We start from the raw sequence: 15,594 nt of genomic DNA, 5'->3' as shown, positions 1-15,594 counted from the left end.
CGAAGACGACTGTTGCACAGGCGGCGGGAGCCCGTAAGGGATTTGGCAACACTCGATACGTTGTTGCGCCTGGCATATGTCATGGGCTGTGTGGAGCGGTGGCTCGCCGAACACCCTTTCCTCCGTCGGGATGTTGACGCAAGTCGCCCGGCGTGCACCACCTCGTCGCACGCCCGCGCAGGCGGTCCCCACGCGGTGCGCGACCGGGAGTCCGGGGCATATGCGATCCGTGGCGCCCGCTGTGCGGCTGGGGCGTCCGGGATGCCGGGTGGCCATGTGCGGGAATGCGGGCGCGGGGGCTCGCGTTACTCCACCAGAACGAAAACGACACCCATTCCCGAAACGGGGCGGGGTCGCCGTACATGTCGGGAGGTGCCCATGGCACGCAGTGAAGCCAGGCCCGTCGTCACACTCCGCTCGACCGCCGGAACCGGTCACAGCTATGTGACGCGCAAGAGCCGCCGCAACGACCCGGACCGTCTGGAGCTGCGCAAGTTCGACCCGGTCGCGGGGCAGCACGTGCTGTTCCGTGAGGTTCGCTGAGCGCCCGCGAGGCCCACGTCCGTCCGTACGCCACCGCCTCGGAACGCGGTGAGGAAGGAAAACCCATGAAGTCCCGCATTCACCCCGTCTCCCGTCCCGTGGTCTTCCGCGACCGCGCTGCCGGAGTGGCCTTCCTGACCCGTTCGACCGCCGACGCCGAGCGGCGGGTGGAGTGGGAGGACGGCAGCGTCTACCCGGTCATCGATGTGGAGACCTCGTCCGCGAGCCATCCGTTCTACACCGGCGCACGCCAGGTGCTGGACACGGCCGGACGGATCGAGCGGTTCCACCGTCGCTACGGCACCGCCGCGCGGGCCGGAAGCTGACGGGCGCCGGGATGTCCGTGCTCCGGATCACACAGGGGGTGCGGATTCCTGGGAACGCCGCCAGGTGGTTTATCGTTCATCTATAAGTGGGAGTGAGGGGACAGTGTCCCCGGGCCTCAGCCGTAGCCCTTGGGGAAGGTCGTCAGGCTGAAGCCCCATGGAGCCCGCCGCCGGGAGGTGGCCGCCCTTCACACCCGCGCACGAGCCGCCCCGGCTGGATTCCCCCGATCCGGCCGGGGCTTCCCCATGCCCTCGGACGTGCGCGGTCTCGCGGTCACACGGTCTCGCGGAGATCCTTCGCGTACGTCTCGATGGCCCGCCGGTAGCGGCGTACGGACGTGTCGTCGCTGGTCGCGGCGACCAGCTCCAGCAGGATCCGCATCGCCTCGTGGTGCTCATCGGTGTTGAACAGGGCCATCGAGAGAAAGGTCCTGAGCGCGCCGTCGTCCGGGAACTCCGACACGCCCCGGCGCAGCGTCTCCACCGCCTGTCCGTATCTGCCCAGCACCCGGTAGGTGCTGCCGAGACCGAGCAGCGCGCCGGCACGGTCCTCCGCCGTGAGGTCCGTGCCGCGCAGGCACCGCTCGTAGTACGGCACCGCCTCGGCCTCCAGGCCGAGCGTGTCGTGGACCCACGCGGTCTGGTAGGCCACCTCGGCGTCGTCCGGGAATTCGGCCGTGAGGGAGAGGAGGCGTGTCCGGGCCTCCTCGGGACGCCCTTCCGTGCGCAGTCGCACGGCTTCGGCCAGCAGGTCTTCCTTGTTCTGTGAGTTCATCCGGCAATCGTCGCAGGCGTGATCCGGCCATCCGGGCGCAGGGCGTCCTGCCGGATGAGAGGGGGGCGTGAGCCGGTCGGAGCAGGGCGGCGCCCGCCGGGCCGACGGCCATGGCCCGACAGGGCCCCGGCTCCTCCCGGCGGTGTCCGCCCCGTCACGCCTCACTTCGGGGCGGACACCACCAGTCAACAACGTTCGTGATCAATACACCTAGAGTGCCGGGTGGGCGTTCTTCATGAGCTCCTGGAACTGGGCGGAGAACCACTGTCCGGAGATCGGGGCGTTCGGCAGCGCGCCGGGCATGTTGTTGCCGTTGCGGACGTTGCCCGGATACGTGGGGTCGCACATCCGGTCGAAGCCCTTGCCCTCCTCGTTCGGGATCTCCTTGCTGGAGCCGTCGGACTCGCCCGGCGGCTTCATCCAGACGTAGGCGTCGATTCCCGCTTCGGGTGCCGCCTGGGGCCGCTCGCCGAGGCCCGCTCCGGACTGGTTGCACCAGTTGCCCATGTGGATGCGCCGGTCGTAGCGGCCGCCGTCGACGTACGTGTCCACGCTGGTGGTCGCGCCGGGGCCGGTGGGGCGTGCCGTGCCGCCCCAGCCGTTGCGGGAGGTGTCGATCAGCATCCCGATGCCCGAGTCGAAGCCGACCGAGACGAGCTTGGTGCGGAAGGCCTGGGCGAAGGACAGTTCGTCGGTGTAGCGGTTCCAGTCGACCCACTTCGACTGGCGTACGGAGGTTCCGTTGACGGAGTCGCCGATGGTGAAGTTCTCCTCCTTGAGCGCGCTGTAGTTGGCCGTGTTGGTGATGAAGCCGTGCACGTCGCCGACCGTGGCGCCCTCGGCGGTCGCCGCCTGCTTGAAGGTGTCGGCCGACGGGGCGAAGTTGTCGTCCCAGCCGATCCAGCCGTGGTGCCCGGCGTCGATGTAGTTGTAGACATTGGGTGCGTCAGCCAGTTTGTTCAGGGCGTAGCCGACGCCCTTCACGTAGTTCCCGTTGGCCTTCATCGTGTCGCAGGCGGGGGTGGCGGTCGGGCGGCTGCCGGTGTTGGTGACCAGGTTCGGCAGGGAGTCGATCTCGACCGTGGTCACGATGCGCAGCCCCGCGTACTTCGCGTCGCCGAGGATCGCCGCTATCGGGTCGATGTACTCCGTCCTGTACCGGCCCAGATCGTTCGGCCCGAGCTCGCCGTTGGAGGCCAGTGCCGCGCAGTCCCGGCCGGGCAGGTTGTAGATGACGAGCTGGACGACGAGTTCGCCGTCGCCCTTCTGCACCAGGGCTGCGTCCAGGTGGTCGCGCAGGCCCATCCCGCCGTTGACGCCCTCGATGGCGGCGGTCCGGTCGAGCCAGACCCCGGTGGGCTCGTCGGCGATCCGGTCGCCGCCGGGCTCGGTGCCCGCCTTCGCCGCCCACTCCGGGTTCACATAGACCCGGGCGCCCGCGTACGGGTTGTCGGCGCGGGAGGTGGGATCGGTGGGATCGACCGGGCCCGTGGGGTCGGCGTCGCACGTCACCCCGTTCAGCTTGAACGCCGCGGGGACGGCGCTGCTGCCGCCGGCCGTCGCGTTGAACCCGAAGGTGGCCGAGGCGCCGGAGGCGAGGGCACCGTTGTACGTGACGTTCTTCGCGGTGACGGACGTGCCGTTCTGCGAGACGGCGGCGTTCCAGCCCTGGGTGATCCGCTCGCCGCCGGCGAACGTCCACTCCAACTGCCAGCCGGAGAGCGCCTCGCCGATGTTGGTGACGCTGACGGCGCTGGTGAACCCGCCGTTCCACTGGTTCTGGATCGTGTAGTCGACGGTGCATCCGGGCGCCGCGGCGGAGGCCCCGAAGGGCGTGGCTCCGGCGGTGCCCGCCGCAGCGGCGACCAGGGCCGCCGCGGCGATGAGGGACGTACGTGATCGGCGCAGTGCGGTGCGGCTCGTGCGGCTCATACGCATTCCGTTTCCTCAGCTGTCGAGGGCGCGCGGATGATCGCGCGGCCCGATTCCGTACGGGGTGGAGGTTCCTTCGTCGTCACTGGTCAAGGACGGTCCCGGGACGTGGCCCCAGGTGTTCCGGGCCGATCCGGGAGGGGAGGGTCCGCGGTCGTCGGACCACCGCACGACCCGGTCGGCGAAGCCGTGGGAGCCGGTGTTCTCGCCGGTCTCGCCCGGGACGCCAGGGCCGTCGAAGATGCCACGGACCTGTACGCCCTGTACGCGGACGAAGCCGGCGGAGGTGCGGTCCACCGTGCGGGCAGAGCGGGAACCGGAGGCGGAGACCGCGGGCGCGATGGTAGGACCGGCCGTGGTGGGCGCTGCCCCGAAGGGCGGCGCGAAGAGGCGCCGTACGTGCGGTTGGGTGCGGGGGATGTCGCATGAGCGACTCCTTGCAGTTCGGACGTGCCCCTACGACACGTCGACTGGTGGAACCGCTCCCACTGGTGGGGCATGACGTTAGAGCGTCATGAGGTGTCGGTCAACAGACACGTTCTGATCTGTCGCTATCGAATTTATTCGAGTCTTCAACTCTCTTGACTCCCTTTCTCCTCATCTCCATGATGGGAGCGCTCCCACTGGTCAAGGCTTGTGCTCAGCCCCGCACGCCCCCCCATGTCGCCGAGCCGCGAGGAGAAGACCCGCGCATGCCATCGGGAAGCACACGAAGGCCATGATCGCCGAGGAAATCCGGCACAACCGGAACGAGAAATCGCGCCGCGACAGGGGAAGGGCCCCGGTCTCCGGTCGGCAGACCGGAGACCGGGGCCCTCCCGGAGTACGCGCCGTCAGCCGTGAGCGACGGACGGCTTCCGCGTACGGCGCAGCCCGACCGCCGCGAGGGCGGCTCCGAGCAGGCACAGCACGCCGGCCACGGTCACCGCGGTGTGCAGCATGCCCAGCGTCATCGACAGCCGCGCGCCGAACCTCTCGGTGAGCGCCGCGCCCAGCGGGGAGGCGACCACGGAGGCGAGGCTCAGCGGCAGCGTACGGACGCCGGCCTCGACGGGGCTGTAGCCCCGGAGAGACCGTCTCCCATGTGGCGTGCTCGACGAGGAGGCCGCCGACGATGGGGCCGAGCGCGGTGGAGACGGACGAGACCATCGCCAGGGGTTGGCCCGGCGCCCGGCCGTCCCCCGGGACGGTCCGGGTATCGGTGTTCCGGTGGTCGGGGAGCGTGCGCGGGCATGACGAGATCGCCCGCGGAGGGGGAGGATACGGGGAAGTGCCTTTCGGGTGTACGGGGGTCGAGCGGCGGGGAGCGCCGCGGTGCGGGCCGGGGCGTGTCAGCCCGCGGCGGAGCGGACCTGTCGCGCGAGTGCGGAGAGGCCGGGCAGGGCGCGGGCGATGGCGGCGACCTCGTCGTCCCCCAGGGACCGGAGTCCTTCCTCGACGCAGGCGCTGAACAGTGTGTCCACGGCGGTGCTGTGTTCGCGGGCCCGCTCGGTGGTGTGCAGATGGGCCACCCTCCGGTCGGCGGGATCCTGCTTCCGCTCCAGGAGACCTCCGCCGATCAGCTGGGACACCATCGCGCTCACGTTGTTCGGCTTCATGAGCAGGGTCTCGGCCGCCCGCCTGACGGTGATGCCGTCCTGCTCCGTCACCAGTCGCAGCAGGGCGAGCTGGCCCTCCGACGGCTTGGGGTGGGCGTAATCCCGTTCGACCCGGCGGTCCGCCGCCCGCAGGAGCACAGGGAGTACGGCGGTGAGCGCCGAGGCGACCTCGCCGGGGGCGGGGTCGGCCGGGCCGGAGAGGTCGGGAAGCATGGGCGCACTTTAGGTATGAGGGGATAGGTATGTCCAAATAGCCAATTGGCGCGTTCTCCCGGACGCCCCGTTCTGCCCTCACGTCTCCGGACGCCCGCGCCGTGTCCTGTGCCGACCGGGTGGAGCGGCGGCACCCGATCGGCCCGTGGCCGATTGCGGGCCCGTCCCCCCGGCCGGAGCGTGGGGTGATGTCGTACGCGTGGATGCCGTACGGATCACCTGCCGAGGAGACGCGACATGGCCGAAGGCCAGTGGAGCCCGGGGCGTGCCGCGGGGGACGCGGGCGAGTTCCAGCCCGTCCTGGACATCATCGAACCGACGCGCCAGCGCCGGCTGACCGTGCTCCTGCGACTGCTGCTGCTCATCCCGCACTTCATCGTGCTGGTCTTCCTGTACATCGCGGCCGTGGTCACCGCTGTCGTGGGCTGGTTCGCCGCCCTGGTGCTGGGGCGGCTGCCCCAGCCCGTCTTCCGTTTCCTCTCCGGATACCTCGGCTACCACGTACGCGTCTCCGCGAGCGAGATGCTGCTCATCGACCGCTACCCGCCGTTCGCGCTGACACCGCCGCCGGACTATCCGGCGCGGATCGAGGTGCGGCCCACCGGCCTCAACCGCCTCGCTGTCCTGTTCCGGGTGTTCCTGATGATCCCGGCGGCGGTCGTGCAGGGGCTGGCCGCGACCGGCTGGTTCGCGCTCTCCTTCGTGTGGTGGCTGGTCACGCTGGTCCTCGGCCGGATGCCCCGGCCGCTGTTCGAGGCGACGGCGGCCGTGCTGCGCTACCAGACGCGGTTCTACGCCTACGCGATGATGCTCACCCCGGCCTACCCGAAGGGCTTCTTCGGCGACGACGACCTCTCCGTACTGACCGGGCACACGCGCTCCGCCACCCGGCCGCTGGTCATGAGCGGGGCGGGCAAGGCGCTGCTGGTGCTCTTCCTGGTGGTCGGACTCGCCGGCGGCATCAGCTCGTCCGTGAGCGGGACCTGGTCCGACGAGGGCGACGACTACCGGATGAGCCGCCGATAGGGCTCGCGCGTGCGGCCGCCCCCAGGGCATGATCACGTGATGACATGGACCGCGCCCGAAACACTCCGTACGCCCGGCACCCGCACGGCGGGTGAGCGCAAGACACTCGCCGATCTGCTCACCGACGGCTCCCTCGTCGCGGGGGAGCGCGAGACGCTGGCCGGTTTCCTCGACAACTTCCGCGGTTCGCTGCTGAAGAAGTGCGCGGGCCTCACGGGGCAGCAGCTCGCGGAAAGGACCGTGGAGCCGTCCAACCTCACCCTACCCTGCTCGGCCTGGTCCGGCACATGGCGAAGGTCGAACGCACCTGGTTCCGCGAGCGGTTCGCCGGGCAGACGCTCCCCCCGATGTACGAGGCAGCCAAGGGTAAGGACGCGGACTTCGAGGACCTGGACCCCGGCCGGGCCGGTGAGGACTACGACCGCCTGCTGGAGGAGATACACCTGGCCGACGAGGCGATCGCCGACGCGTCCCTGGACGACACCTTCGTCCACCTCGGCACCGAATACTCGCTGCGCGTGGTCCACGTCCACATGATCTCGGAGTACGCCCGTCACGTCGGGCACGCCGATCTGATCAGGGAGAGCCTGGACGGTGTCACGGGCAGCTGATCCAGCACGGCCCGTCCCCACCGGCATCCGGCCGTCGCCCCGGCGCGAGCGTGACGGGCCGGTCCACCCCGAACCACCGGCCCCGGCCGCCCCGGGCGAGTCCCTGATGTGTGGCCGGAATTCCACTGCCCCGCCGTGCGGCGCCCTTGACGTGCAGGCGGCCGTCAGTATGGTCTAGTCCAAGTGCAAGGCTTTTTCGGACAGTTGAGATCCGGAACCGTCCGGAGTGGTTCTTGCCGTGCCCTTCGCGCCCTCTTGGCCCCACACTCGCGAGGCCGCACCGCCGAAGCCGGGTCACCCCACGGCCCGCCACCGCGCGGCACGGTCTCATGTGAAGGAGAAGCATGCACGCGAAAAGGAAGACCGCCCTCGCCGTCGGTGCCGTACTCGCGCCCGTACTCGCCCTGAGTCTCCCGACGAGTTCCGCCAGTGCCCACGGCTACATCTCCTCGCCCCCCAGCAGGCAGGCGCAGTGCGCGGCCGGAACCATCAGCTGCGGTGAGATCAAGTACGAGCCGCAGAGCGTGGAGGGCCCCAAGGGGCTCACCAGCTGCAGCGGTGGCAACAGCAGGTTCGCCGAACTCAATGACGACTCCAAGGGCTGGAAGGTCAGCCCGGTGAGCCGCAGCCAGTCCTTCCAGTGGACGCTCACCGCGCGGCACTCCACCAGCACCTGGCAGTACTACGCGAACGGCCAGAAGATCGCCGAGTTCAACGACAACGGTGCCCAGCCGGGAGCGACCGTCACCCATCAGGTCAACTTCGGCAGCCACACCGGCAGGCAGAAGGTCCTCGCGGTCTGGAACATCGCCGACACCGCGAACGCCTTCTACGCGTGCATCGACGTGAACGTCAGCTGAGGCCGGTCCGGTTCGGACCGCTGCCCGGCCGGAACTCCCGGCCGGGCAGCGGTGCTGTGCGACATGGCCGGAAAACGGCATGGCGCTGCTGCGTCACGTGATCGACCGGTTACCCTTCGTCAGCTGTCTGATTGATCATCAGTGCCCGAGGGGACCTCTGAATGAACCGCATGCGTACCGTACTTGCCGCGCTCGGCATCACCGCCGGCATGATCACGGCACCTGCCGCGAGCGCCGCGCCGCAGCCCGAGAACCGGGCCCCGGCAGTCTCGGCCCGGCACGAACCCTGCACCGGAGAGTTCCAGGGAGACGCCCGGCTCGGCCCCAAGTGGCTGCCCAACAAGAACCTGGCCCCTGTCGGACCGCTCCTGAAGGGGTACAAGCGCACCGGCACGCTGTCACCCCAGGCCTTCCTGAAGAAGTACTGGGAAGGGCCCGCGGACACCGGAAGCTGGAAGTACCCGCCCAACGACGGCTTCGGCGAGGTCAACGGCGCGATCGACAAGGAGCCCGCCAAGCTGCGCCCCGGCCAGCGCCTGGACCGCTTCGGATCCGAGTACGGCGGCTACCTGGCGCCCGCCGGAGACGCCTACGCCGAGCGCGCACTGCCGCCGCAGAACCTCAACACCCGTGACGCGGCGGTGCCCTGCGACTACCGCGTCTACAAGGTCGCCAAGCCGTTCTGGGTGTGGCAGGGAAGCATCGCTCCCTGGTTCGAGCAGCCCGGCGGCGGCCAGCAGATCAAGCTCGACGCCGTCTTCCTGGACCCGGGGGAGGGGCAGCGGCTGAATGTGAAGTGGCTGCTGGAGCACGACTACCTCAAGCCCGCGGGCGTCTGACACCCCGTGGAACGAAGGGAACTGGGGGCGGTTCTCGCCGCGGCGGGTGTGCCCGACGGTTACTACCGCATCGAGGGTGTGCACGAGCCGGTCCCCACGCCCCCGGACTTCCTGTTCCTCCGGAAGGCGGACGACGGGGCGTGGGAGACCGGGGCGTACGAACGCGGTGTGTCCGAGGTCATCGCCCGGCACCCTGACGAAGCGGCGGCCTGCGCGCATCTGCACCACCTGCTCGTCTGAGCCCGCCGCCCGCCGCCATGTTGCTGAGGGGCTCGGTCGACTGCGGGTGGCGGTCCGGCACCGGATTTGCCGGACCGGCAAAAATCCTTGCTCCGGTCGCCCCCGCCACGAATGATCGGGGCGGGGACGGGGGCGGCGCGGCGCAATGGCCGGGCCGCCCCGTTCACTGCCACCGTCCCGGGGCCGGGACACCGAGGAGGACGCATGCCGAACCCCACCCCTTCGACCCCGCTGCCGAGGACGGACCGGGTGTGGCCCTCCACTGAGGTCCCCGGGGCCGTCCATCGCCTGGTGGGAGGCCCCGGCGGCCGCGTCCACCTGGTCGAACAGGGCACCGGCCCGCTCGTTCTCCTTGTCCACGGCTTCCCCGAATCCTGGTACTCCTGGCGCCACCAGCTCCCCGCGCTCGCCGCCGCCGGGTTCCGGGCGGTGGCCATCGACGTACGCGGCTACGGCCGCTCGTCCAAGCCCGCGGCCGTGGAGGCCTACCGGATGCTCGACCTGGTGGCCGACAACGCCGGGATCGTACGTGCGCTGGGCGAGGAGACCGCCACGGTCATCGGCCACGACTGGGGCTCCGCCGTCGCGGCCAACAGCGCGCTGCTCAGGCCCGACATCTTCACAGCCGTGGGAATGCTCAGCGTTCCGTACGCGCCCCGCGACGGTCACCGCCCCACCGACGGCTTCGCCCGGATCGGCGGCGACGAGGAGTTCTACGTCAGCTACTTCCAGTCGCCCGGCCGGGCCGAGGCCGAGATCGAGGCGGACGTACGCGGCTGGCTCACCGGCTTCTACACCGGGCTCTCCGGCGAGACCCATGTGCCGCAGGACCACGCCGGCCTCTTCTTCGTCCCCCCGGGCGGGAAGCTCTCCGACCGGTTCCCCGGCGGGCCGCCGCCCTCCTGGCTCACCCAGGCCGACCTCGACGTCTACAGCGGCGAGTTCGAACGCACCGGTCTGACCGGCGCACTCAACCGCTACCGCAACGTCGACCGGGACTGGTCGGATCTCGCCCCCTGGGACGGGGCGCCCCTCACCCGGCCCGCGCTCTTCATCGGCGGCGGGCTCGACGCGTCCACCACCTGGATGGCCGACGCGATCAGCGCCTTCCCCACCACCCTGCCCGCTCTGAGCGCCGCACACATCCTCGAAGGCTGCGGACACTGGATCCAGCAGGAACGGGCCGACGACGTCAACCGCCTGCTGACCGACTGGCTGCGCGGCCTGTAGCCCCCGGGTCCCGGCCCCGGACCTCGGCCCCCGCTGCCCCGTCCGTCCCCGCTGCCCACGGCCCACAGCCGACCGTGCCCAGGACTGCGCCCGCCGGGCGCACGGGGCATGGTGATCGTATGAACATCGCAGGCTTGCTGGACGATGCCTTCGACCGCATCCGGGAAGCGGTGCACGCGGCGGCCGAAGGGCTCCCGCCCGACGACCTCAACGCGCGGCTCGACGACGGCGCGAACTCGATCGCGTGGTTGATCTGGCACCTCGCCCGGGTCCAGGACGACCACATCGCCGACGCGGCCGGGACCGAGCAGGTCTGGCTCGCCCAGGAGTGGTCCGCCCGGTTCGCTCTGCCCTTCGAGGAAAGGGCGACCGGATTCGGTCACGGCGAAGGAGAGGTCGCAGCCGTGCGTGTGCCCTCGGCGGAACTGCTCCTCGGGTACTACGACGCCGTGCACGAACAGACCCTCGCCCTCATCCGTGGTCTGAACGGCCACGCGCTCGACCGGGTCGTCGACGACAGCTGGTCACCTCCGGTGACCCTGGGCGTCCGGCTGGTCAGTGTGCTCGCCGAGGGGCTCCAGCACGCCGGTCAGGCCGCGTTCGTGCGGGGCTCGCTGCAACGCTCGTAGTCCTCCGTACGGCCCGGTGCGCACCCGGCCCTGCGGAGGCACACCGTGCCGCACAAAAGGGCACCGGACCGCACAGAAGCACCGGACCGCACATCCGTGCGAGTTCGGGTGTCCGGTGTCATAATGGGAAACCAGTCTGCTGGAACGACTGTCCTTGGCCGAAAGGCGACACGTCATGAGCTGGGCATCGTGGACGACCAGCGGTGTCTTCGCGGGAACCGGCGGAGTCCGCACCGAAGAGGTAGGCATCCTGAGCGGTGATCTGACCGTCCACACCACATGGTCCGACGGGCAGGCGTCGGTGGCCGTGCAGTACAGCGGCTCCTCGGACTGGTTCACGCTGGCGGGCAGCCCCGTGCCGTGCTCCTCCGAGGAGGAGAGCCGCACGTTCCACCAGAGCGTGGTGGAGGCGGTACGCGCCGGAGCGGGCGCCACCGTGCCGAGGACCGGGAATACGGTCGGCCCGCCCCCGTCGCCGGCCGGCTGAAGGCTGTCCCACACCGCACTCGACGGCAAGCCACCGATCAGCCGAGTCAACAACGCTGAGGGTCAATACACCTAGAGTGACCCACGGGCCGCTTCCGGTACGGGGCGGGCGGTGAACACGGGGCGGGGAGCGGCGACATGGTGCTGGCGGGGGCACGGCGGACGAAGCCGAAGAAGCAGCGGCCGTTCTGGGTGGAACTACCGCTGCTCATCGGGATCGCGCTGGTACTCGCCCTGCTCATCAAGACATTCCTGCTGCAGGCGTTCTCGATTCCTTCGGAATCCATGCAGAACACCCTGCAGAAGGGCGACCGGGTACTGGTCGACAAGCTGACTCCGTGGTTCGGATCGGAACCCGAGCGCGGGGAGGTCGTCGTCTTCCGCGACCCGGCCCACTGGCTCGACGGCGTGCCCGTCGACAAGCCCAACGCGGTCCAGAAGGTGCTGGGTTTCGTCGGGGTGATGCCGTCGGCCGAGGAGAAGAACCTCATCAAGCGCGTGATCGGTGTCGGCGGGGACACCGTGGAATGCGCGGGCGACGGCCCGCTGAAGGTCAATGGCAGGCCACTGGACGAGCCGTATGTGTTCCCGGGCAACTCCGCGTGCAGCAACGACGACGGCGGCCGGTTCAAGGTGACCGTGCCGGGCGGCCGGCTCTGGGTCATGGGGGACCACCGGCAGGCTTCGGAGGATTCCCGCTATCACCAGGACGATCCCCACGGCGGAATGGTCCCGGTCGACGACGTGGTGGGCCGCGCCGTCCTGGTCGCCTGGCCGGTCACCCGCTGGAGCACGCTTCCGGTGCCCGGCACCTTCGGGCGGGCGGGTGCGGCTGCCGCCGCGTACCCGGGTGGGGCGGCCCTCGCCGGTGCTCTGTCGCTCGTACTGATCCGCAGGCGCCGCGTGAACCGCTGACAGCGGGTGCCGGGCGAACCGCTGGGGAACGGGCCCGCGGATTGCCGGATCGGCAAGGGAAGTCGCCCGCCGGGCGGCGCACGGGCACAGTGACGGCATGAACTCTCACCACTCGGGGCACCACGATCACACCGGGAACACGGACCACCACTTCACCCAGGAGTTCTGGGACGCCCGCTACAGTGCGGGCACCAACTGGAGCGGGAACCCCAATCCCCTCCTGGTGAAGTACGCGGGCGGCCTCACCCCGGGCACGGTGCTGGACGTGGGCAGCGGCGAAGGCGCCGACGCGATCTGGCTCGCCTCGCGGGGATGGCAGGTCACCGGCGCCGATCTGTCGCCGGTCGCGCTGGAGCGCGCCGCGGGGGAGGCGGCCCGTGCGGGCGAGGACATCGCGGGCCGGATCACCTGGCGGCAGGCCGACTTCCTCGACTGGGACCCGGCCCCGCAGCGGTTCGACCTGGTGTCGGCGCAGTTCATGCATCTGCCGAGGCCCTCGCTCGAATCGCTGTACCGCAGGCTCGCGGCCGCGGTGAACCCCGGCGGAACGCTCCTCGTCGTGGGCCACCATCCGGCGGACCTGGACACGTCCATGGGCCGGCCGATGGCGGCGGACACGTTCGTGACAGGTGACGAAATGGCCGCCGTGCTCGACCCCGACGCGTGGGAGGAGATCGAGACGGCGGCCCCCGGACGTACGGCACCGGACCCCGACGGCCGCCGGATCGTCATCCGTGACGCCGTGCTCCGGGCCGTACGCAGCAGCTGACGCGGCGAGACGTGTGAAGGCCGGGCACGTGAGGCGGACGGGGCGGACGGGGCGGGCAGGGGAGGAGCGCGGCGGACTGCCGGGGCCGGGTTTCGGCTACTGGTCGACGGTGAAGATCGCTGCCCGGCCCGCCCGTGCCGCTTCCTTGTAGAAGTCCCGCAGGTCGGGCAGGAAGGCGAGCGCGTACTCGATGTCGTCCTCGCCGCCGCTTCCCTGGTACTCGGGGAACGTCAGAGCGGCGAAACGCTCCCTGAGCCACTCCTCGTCGAGGGGCGCCAGAGCTCGGGCGATGTCATGGACCTGCTCCGCGTCGACGTACGAGATGACGTAGTCGTCGCCTTCGTGGAGCAGGATGCCTCCGAGGACGGCGTGCGAGAGCGGGTACTCACCTCCGTCGAAGGTCAGGCTGCCGTCCGTCAGACAGCGGTGCAGGACGTCCCAGGACTTGTCCAGCTCCATCAGCCATGCCACGTCCCAGCCCTCTTCGACCGTTTCGACGAACTCCATCGCCGCCGCATCGCCCTCGGCCGCCAACAGCCTTTCGGCGTCCGCGGTTTCCAGTGCGAAGAGGACTCCACGACAAGCCATGTGCTTTCTCCCGACCGACGGTGATTGGTTCCCGCTGCGGATCCAACCACACGGTGGCGGGCGCTACTCGGCCTGCCCGAAGCGCCGTACGTATCGACGCTGCCACGGTGTCTCCACCGCGCGCGGGTGGTACTGGCCGCGGACGAAGGCCACGGCCCGGTCCGAGGGAACACCGTCCAGGACCGCCAGGCACGCCAGTGCCGTTCCCGTGCGCCCGATGCCGCCTTCGCACGCGAGCTCGACCCGCTCGTGGTCCGCCCGGCGCCACACCTCTTCGAGGAGGTCCCGCGCCTGCCGACGGTCGGCGGGGAGCCGGAAGTCCGGCCAGCGCAGCCAGCGGGACTCCCAGGCAACGGGTGGCGGCAGGCGGCCCAGCAGATAGACGCCGAACTCCGGTTCCGGCCCGTCGGGACGAGGGCGGCGCAGGCCGCGTCCCCGTATCAGCCGCCCGGAGGGAAGGCGGACGACGGCACGGTCGGTCGGGCTCCAGGTCTCGGTCACACGGCCAATCTAGAGGTTGTCCGCCGGGGGAAGCAGGTCGCCGTCGTCCAGGTTCCCGAAGCGGGCGAGGTACGCCTGCCCGAACGTGCCCGGGCCGACGAGCGGAACGATCCGGCGGGCGGCCGGAACACCGCGCGTTTCCCCGCGGCCCCGGCACCGGCGGGGCGTCCGCCGTCAGCGGGCGGGAGGGCTTCCCTGACTCAGCGGGCGGACCAGCAACGGCACACCGGGAACCTGATGCCCGCCGCTCGCCAGCATGCGCACCTCACCGCGGTCACTGATCTCCGCGCGCACGATCCCCGTCTCGTCCTCGTAGACCGGGTACCCGCCGGCCCCGTCCCGGGCGGTCAGCCGCACGGTGACCACATCGTCCTCGGCACCGAACGACTGGAAGATCAGCTCGTAACTCTCCGGGTATTCCATGACCGCCTCCCGACCGGGCCGCGGCGACAGGAGCCGGCGCCCGTCCAGTCCATTGTTTCCCACCTGCGCGCGACCTGCCCGGGGAACGGCGTCCCCGGTACGGGGTGCCGCACCGCTCGGGGCGCGTACGGGTGCCGGGAGGACGGCCAACGGGCGGAGAGGGCCGTTCGATCGGGTGACTCCGGCAGGTCGGTCAACATGACTGATCGCCGGGAGGGCTAGGCATGCGCATATGAGACTTGAGCCCCGACGAATGACCCGTGTTTCCCCGCGTGCCCGAAACCTCCGCGTCGCAGGAGCCCTCTGCGTGGTCGCCGCCGCCGTGCTGGTGACGGGATGCGGGGCCGGCAGCGGCGAGACGGCGGCCACGGCCACTTCCGAGGCCGCGAAGGTCGTTCCGCAGCGGACGACCACACCGTCGAGCAGCCCGTCGAGCACGGCACAGCTGACCGAGGACCAGAAAGAGCGGAAGCGGGTGATCGAGGCCACCAAGGTCACCTACAACAAGGCAGCCACCACAGCGGTCGGCGAGGTGGCCGGCAGCACCCTGGTCGACCTCGAACTGGACGACTTGGACGACGACAACGACGCCAGCGCGAGCCCCAGCGGGACCGCGAGCCCGAGCGGCACCGCCGACGCCAGTCCCAGCGGCACCGCGAGCCCGAGCGGCAGCGCGAGCCCGAGCGGCAGCGCCAGCGCGAGCCCCGGATCCGAGAAGCCGGAATGGGTCGCGGAGGTCGCCGAGAAGGACGGCACCGCGCACACCGTCCGTATCGACGCGGTCTCCGGAGAGGTGATCGAGGCCAAGGCGGACACGGACCAGGACGCCGAGGACAAGCAGGAACTGGCCAAGTGGATCGCCGAGGCGACGCAGACGCCCGAGCAGGCCGCCAAGGTGGCCACGGACAAGAAGAAGGGAACGGTCACCTCGGTCAATCTGGACGACAACGACGGCAAGGGCGTCATCTGGTCGGTCGACGTGGTCGACACCGACTGGAAGAGGACCACCTTCGACGTGGACGCGAAGAACGACACCATCCTCCGTGAGGAGACCGACGAGGACTGACCGCCGACGAGGCGACACACGTCG

20 protein-coding genes and 1 pseudogene are annotated in these 15,594 nt (G+C 70.4%); 13 read left to right on the top strand and 8 right to left on the bottom strand.

Translation table 11 applies throughout. The features are described from left to right. The first annotated feature begins 378 nt into the window (after positions 1-378). Positions 379-543 carry a 50S ribosomal protein L33 gene (gene rpmG, locus OHA98_RS23330; RefSeq protein ID WP_266928687.1) on the top strand — a complete coding sequence of 55 codons (165 nt, stop codon included), beginning with the start codon at positions 379-381 and terminating at the stop codon, positions 541-543. A 65-nt stretch (positions 544-608) separates the two neighbouring features. After that, complete coding sequence (locus tag OHA98_RS23325) at positions 609-869, top strand: type B 50S ribosomal protein L31 (RefSeq protein ID WP_266928686.1); 261 nt, start codon at positions 609-611, stop codon at positions 867-869. A 274-nt stretch (positions 870-1,143) separates the two neighbouring features. Here the strand turns inward: OHA98_RS23325 and OHA98_RS23320 are convergent, their stop codons facing one another. The 5 genes from OHA98_RS23320 to OHA98_RS23300 form a co-directional block, all read right to left on the bottom strand. Continuing rightward, a complete protein-coding gene (locus tag OHA98_RS23320) occupies positions 1,144-1,644 on the bottom strand; it encodes a tetratricopeptide repeat protein (RefSeq protein ID WP_266928685.1) in 501 nt (166 codons plus the stop codon). A 210-nt stretch (positions 1,645-1,854) separates the two neighbouring features. Continuing rightward, positions 1,855-3,576 (bottom strand): glycoside hydrolase family 6 protein, encoded by a 1,722-nt coding sequence (locus OHA98_RS23315; protein WP_323179627.1) that lies wholly within the window; start codon positions 3,574-3,576, stop codon positions 1,855-1,857. Positions 3,577-3,591: 15 nt separating this feature from the next. Beyond that, on the bottom strand, positions 3,592-3,873 hold the full coding sequence (locus OHA98_RS23310; RefSeq protein ID WP_266928684.1) for a hypothetical protein: 282 nt from the start codon (positions 3,871-3,873) through the stop codon (positions 3,592-3,594). Between the two features lie 536 nt (positions 3,874-4,409). Next, on the bottom strand, positions 4,410-4,586 hold the full coding sequence (locus tag OHA98_RS23305; RefSeq protein ID WP_266928683.1) for a hypothetical protein: 177 nt from the start codon (positions 4,584-4,586) through the stop codon (positions 4,410-4,412). A gap of 321 nt (positions 4,587-4,907) precedes the next feature. Next, positions 4,908-5,387 carry a MarR family winged helix-turn-helix transcriptional regulator gene (locus OHA98_RS23300; RefSeq protein ID WP_266928682.1) on the bottom strand — a complete coding sequence of 160 codons (480 nt, stop codon included), beginning with the start codon at positions 5,385-5,387 and terminating at the stop codon, positions 4,908-4,910. Between the two features lie 237 nt (positions 5,388-5,624). Between OHA98_RS23300 and OHA98_RS23295 the strand changes: the two genes are divergently transcribed. From OHA98_RS23295 to OHA98_RS23250, 10 genes and pseudogenes are all read left to right on the top strand, one after another. Further along, positions 5,625-6,413: a DUF4389 domain-containing protein gene (locus tag OHA98_RS23295; protein ID WP_266928681.1), complete on the top strand. Its 789-nt coding sequence runs from the start codon at positions 5,625-5,627 to the stop codon at positions 6,411-6,413. Positions 6,414-6,452: 39 nt separating this feature from the next. After that, positions 6,453-7,024: pseudogene (locus OHA98_RS23290) on the top strand (DinB family protein). Between the two features lie 344 nt (positions 7,025-7,368). Next, positions 7,369-7,884 (top strand): lytic polysaccharide monooxygenase auxiliary activity family 9 protein, encoded by a 516-nt coding sequence (locus OHA98_RS23285; RefSeq protein WP_266928680.1) that lies wholly within the window; start codon positions 7,369-7,371, stop codon positions 7,882-7,884. A 161-nt stretch (positions 7,885-8,045) separates the two neighbouring features. Beyond that, positions 8,046-8,723 (top strand): TNT domain-containing protein, encoded by a 678-nt coding sequence (locus OHA98_RS23280; RefSeq protein WP_266928679.1) that lies wholly within the window; start codon positions 8,046-8,048, stop codon positions 8,721-8,723. A gap of 6 nt (positions 8,724-8,729) precedes the next feature. Continuing rightward, positions 8,730-8,963 (top strand): hypothetical protein, encoded by a 234-nt coding sequence (locus OHA98_RS23275; protein WP_266928678.1) that lies wholly within the window; start codon positions 8,730-8,732, stop codon positions 8,961-8,963. Positions 8,964-9,167: 204 nt separating this feature from the next. Further along, positions 9,168-10,193: an alpha/beta fold hydrolase gene (locus OHA98_RS23270; protein ID WP_266928677.1), complete on the top strand. Its 1,026-nt coding sequence runs from the start codon at positions 9,168-9,170 to the stop codon at positions 10,191-10,193. A 119-nt stretch (positions 10,194-10,312) separates the two neighbouring features. Next, a complete protein-coding gene (locus tag OHA98_RS23265) occupies positions 10,313-10,822 on the top strand; it encodes a DinB family protein (RefSeq protein ID WP_266928676.1) in 510 nt (169 codons plus the stop codon). 175 nt (positions 10,823-10,997) lie between these two features. Further along, complete coding sequence (locus OHA98_RS23260; RefSeq protein WP_266928675.1) at positions 10,998-11,309, top strand: hypothetical protein; 312 nt, start codon at positions 10,998-11,000, stop codon at positions 11,307-11,309. Between the two features lie 137 nt (positions 11,310-11,446). Further along, positions 11,447-12,223 (top strand): signal peptidase I, encoded by a 777-nt coding sequence (lepB, locus tag OHA98_RS23255; RefSeq protein ID WP_266928674.1) that lies wholly within the window; start codon positions 11,447-11,449, stop codon positions 12,221-12,223. Between the two features lie 97 nt (positions 12,224-12,320). Then, on the top strand, positions 12,321-12,992 hold the full coding sequence (locus OHA98_RS23250) for a bifunctional 2-polyprenyl-6-hydroxyphenol methylase/3-demethylubiquinol 3-O-methyltransferase UbiG (protein ID WP_266928673.1): 672 nt from the start codon (positions 12,321-12,323) through the stop codon (positions 12,990-12,992). A gap of 96 nt (positions 12,993-13,088) precedes the next feature. Here OHA98_RS23250 and OHA98_RS23245 read toward each other — a convergent pair whose 3' ends face one another. The 3 genes from OHA98_RS23245 to OHA98_RS23235 all read right to left on the bottom strand — a co-directional run bounded on the left by OHA98_RS23245 (position 13,089) and on the right by OHA98_RS23235 (position 14,504). Continuing rightward, on the bottom strand, positions 13,089-13,580 hold the full coding sequence (locus tag OHA98_RS23245; protein ID WP_266928672.1) for a YfbM family protein: 492 nt from the start codon (positions 13,578-13,580) through the stop codon (positions 13,089-13,091). Between the two features lie 63 nt (positions 13,581-13,643). Further along, complete coding sequence (locus OHA98_RS23240; RefSeq protein WP_266928671.1) at positions 13,644-14,081, bottom strand: protein-tyrosine phosphatase family protein; 438 nt, start codon at positions 14,079-14,081, stop codon at positions 13,644-13,646. Positions 14,082-14,255: 174 nt separating this feature from the next. Continuing rightward, on the bottom strand, positions 14,256-14,504 hold the full coding sequence (locus OHA98_RS23235; RefSeq protein ID WP_266928670.1) for a DUF6296 family protein: 249 nt from the start codon (positions 14,502-14,504) through the stop codon (positions 14,256-14,258). A 253-nt stretch (positions 14,505-14,757) separates the two neighbouring features. On the opposite strand from OHA98_RS23235, the gene OHA98_RS23230 reads away from it, so the two are divergent. Beyond that, positions 14,758-15,570 carry a PepSY domain-containing protein gene (locus tag OHA98_RS23230; protein WP_266928669.1) on the top strand — a complete coding sequence of 271 codons (813 nt, stop codon included), beginning with the start codon at positions 14,758-14,760 and terminating at the stop codon, positions 15,568-15,570. The last annotated feature ends 24 nt before the right edge of the window (positions 15,571-15,594 follow it).

Source organism: Streptomyces sp. NBC_00654 (assembly GCF_026341775.1).
Taxonomy (GTDB): Bacteria; Actinomycetota; Actinomycetes; order Streptomycetales; family Streptomycetaceae; genus Streptomyces.
The sequence above is the reverse complement of the archived record's forward strand: the minus strand, read 5'-3'. Positions and strand labels throughout refer to the sequence as shown.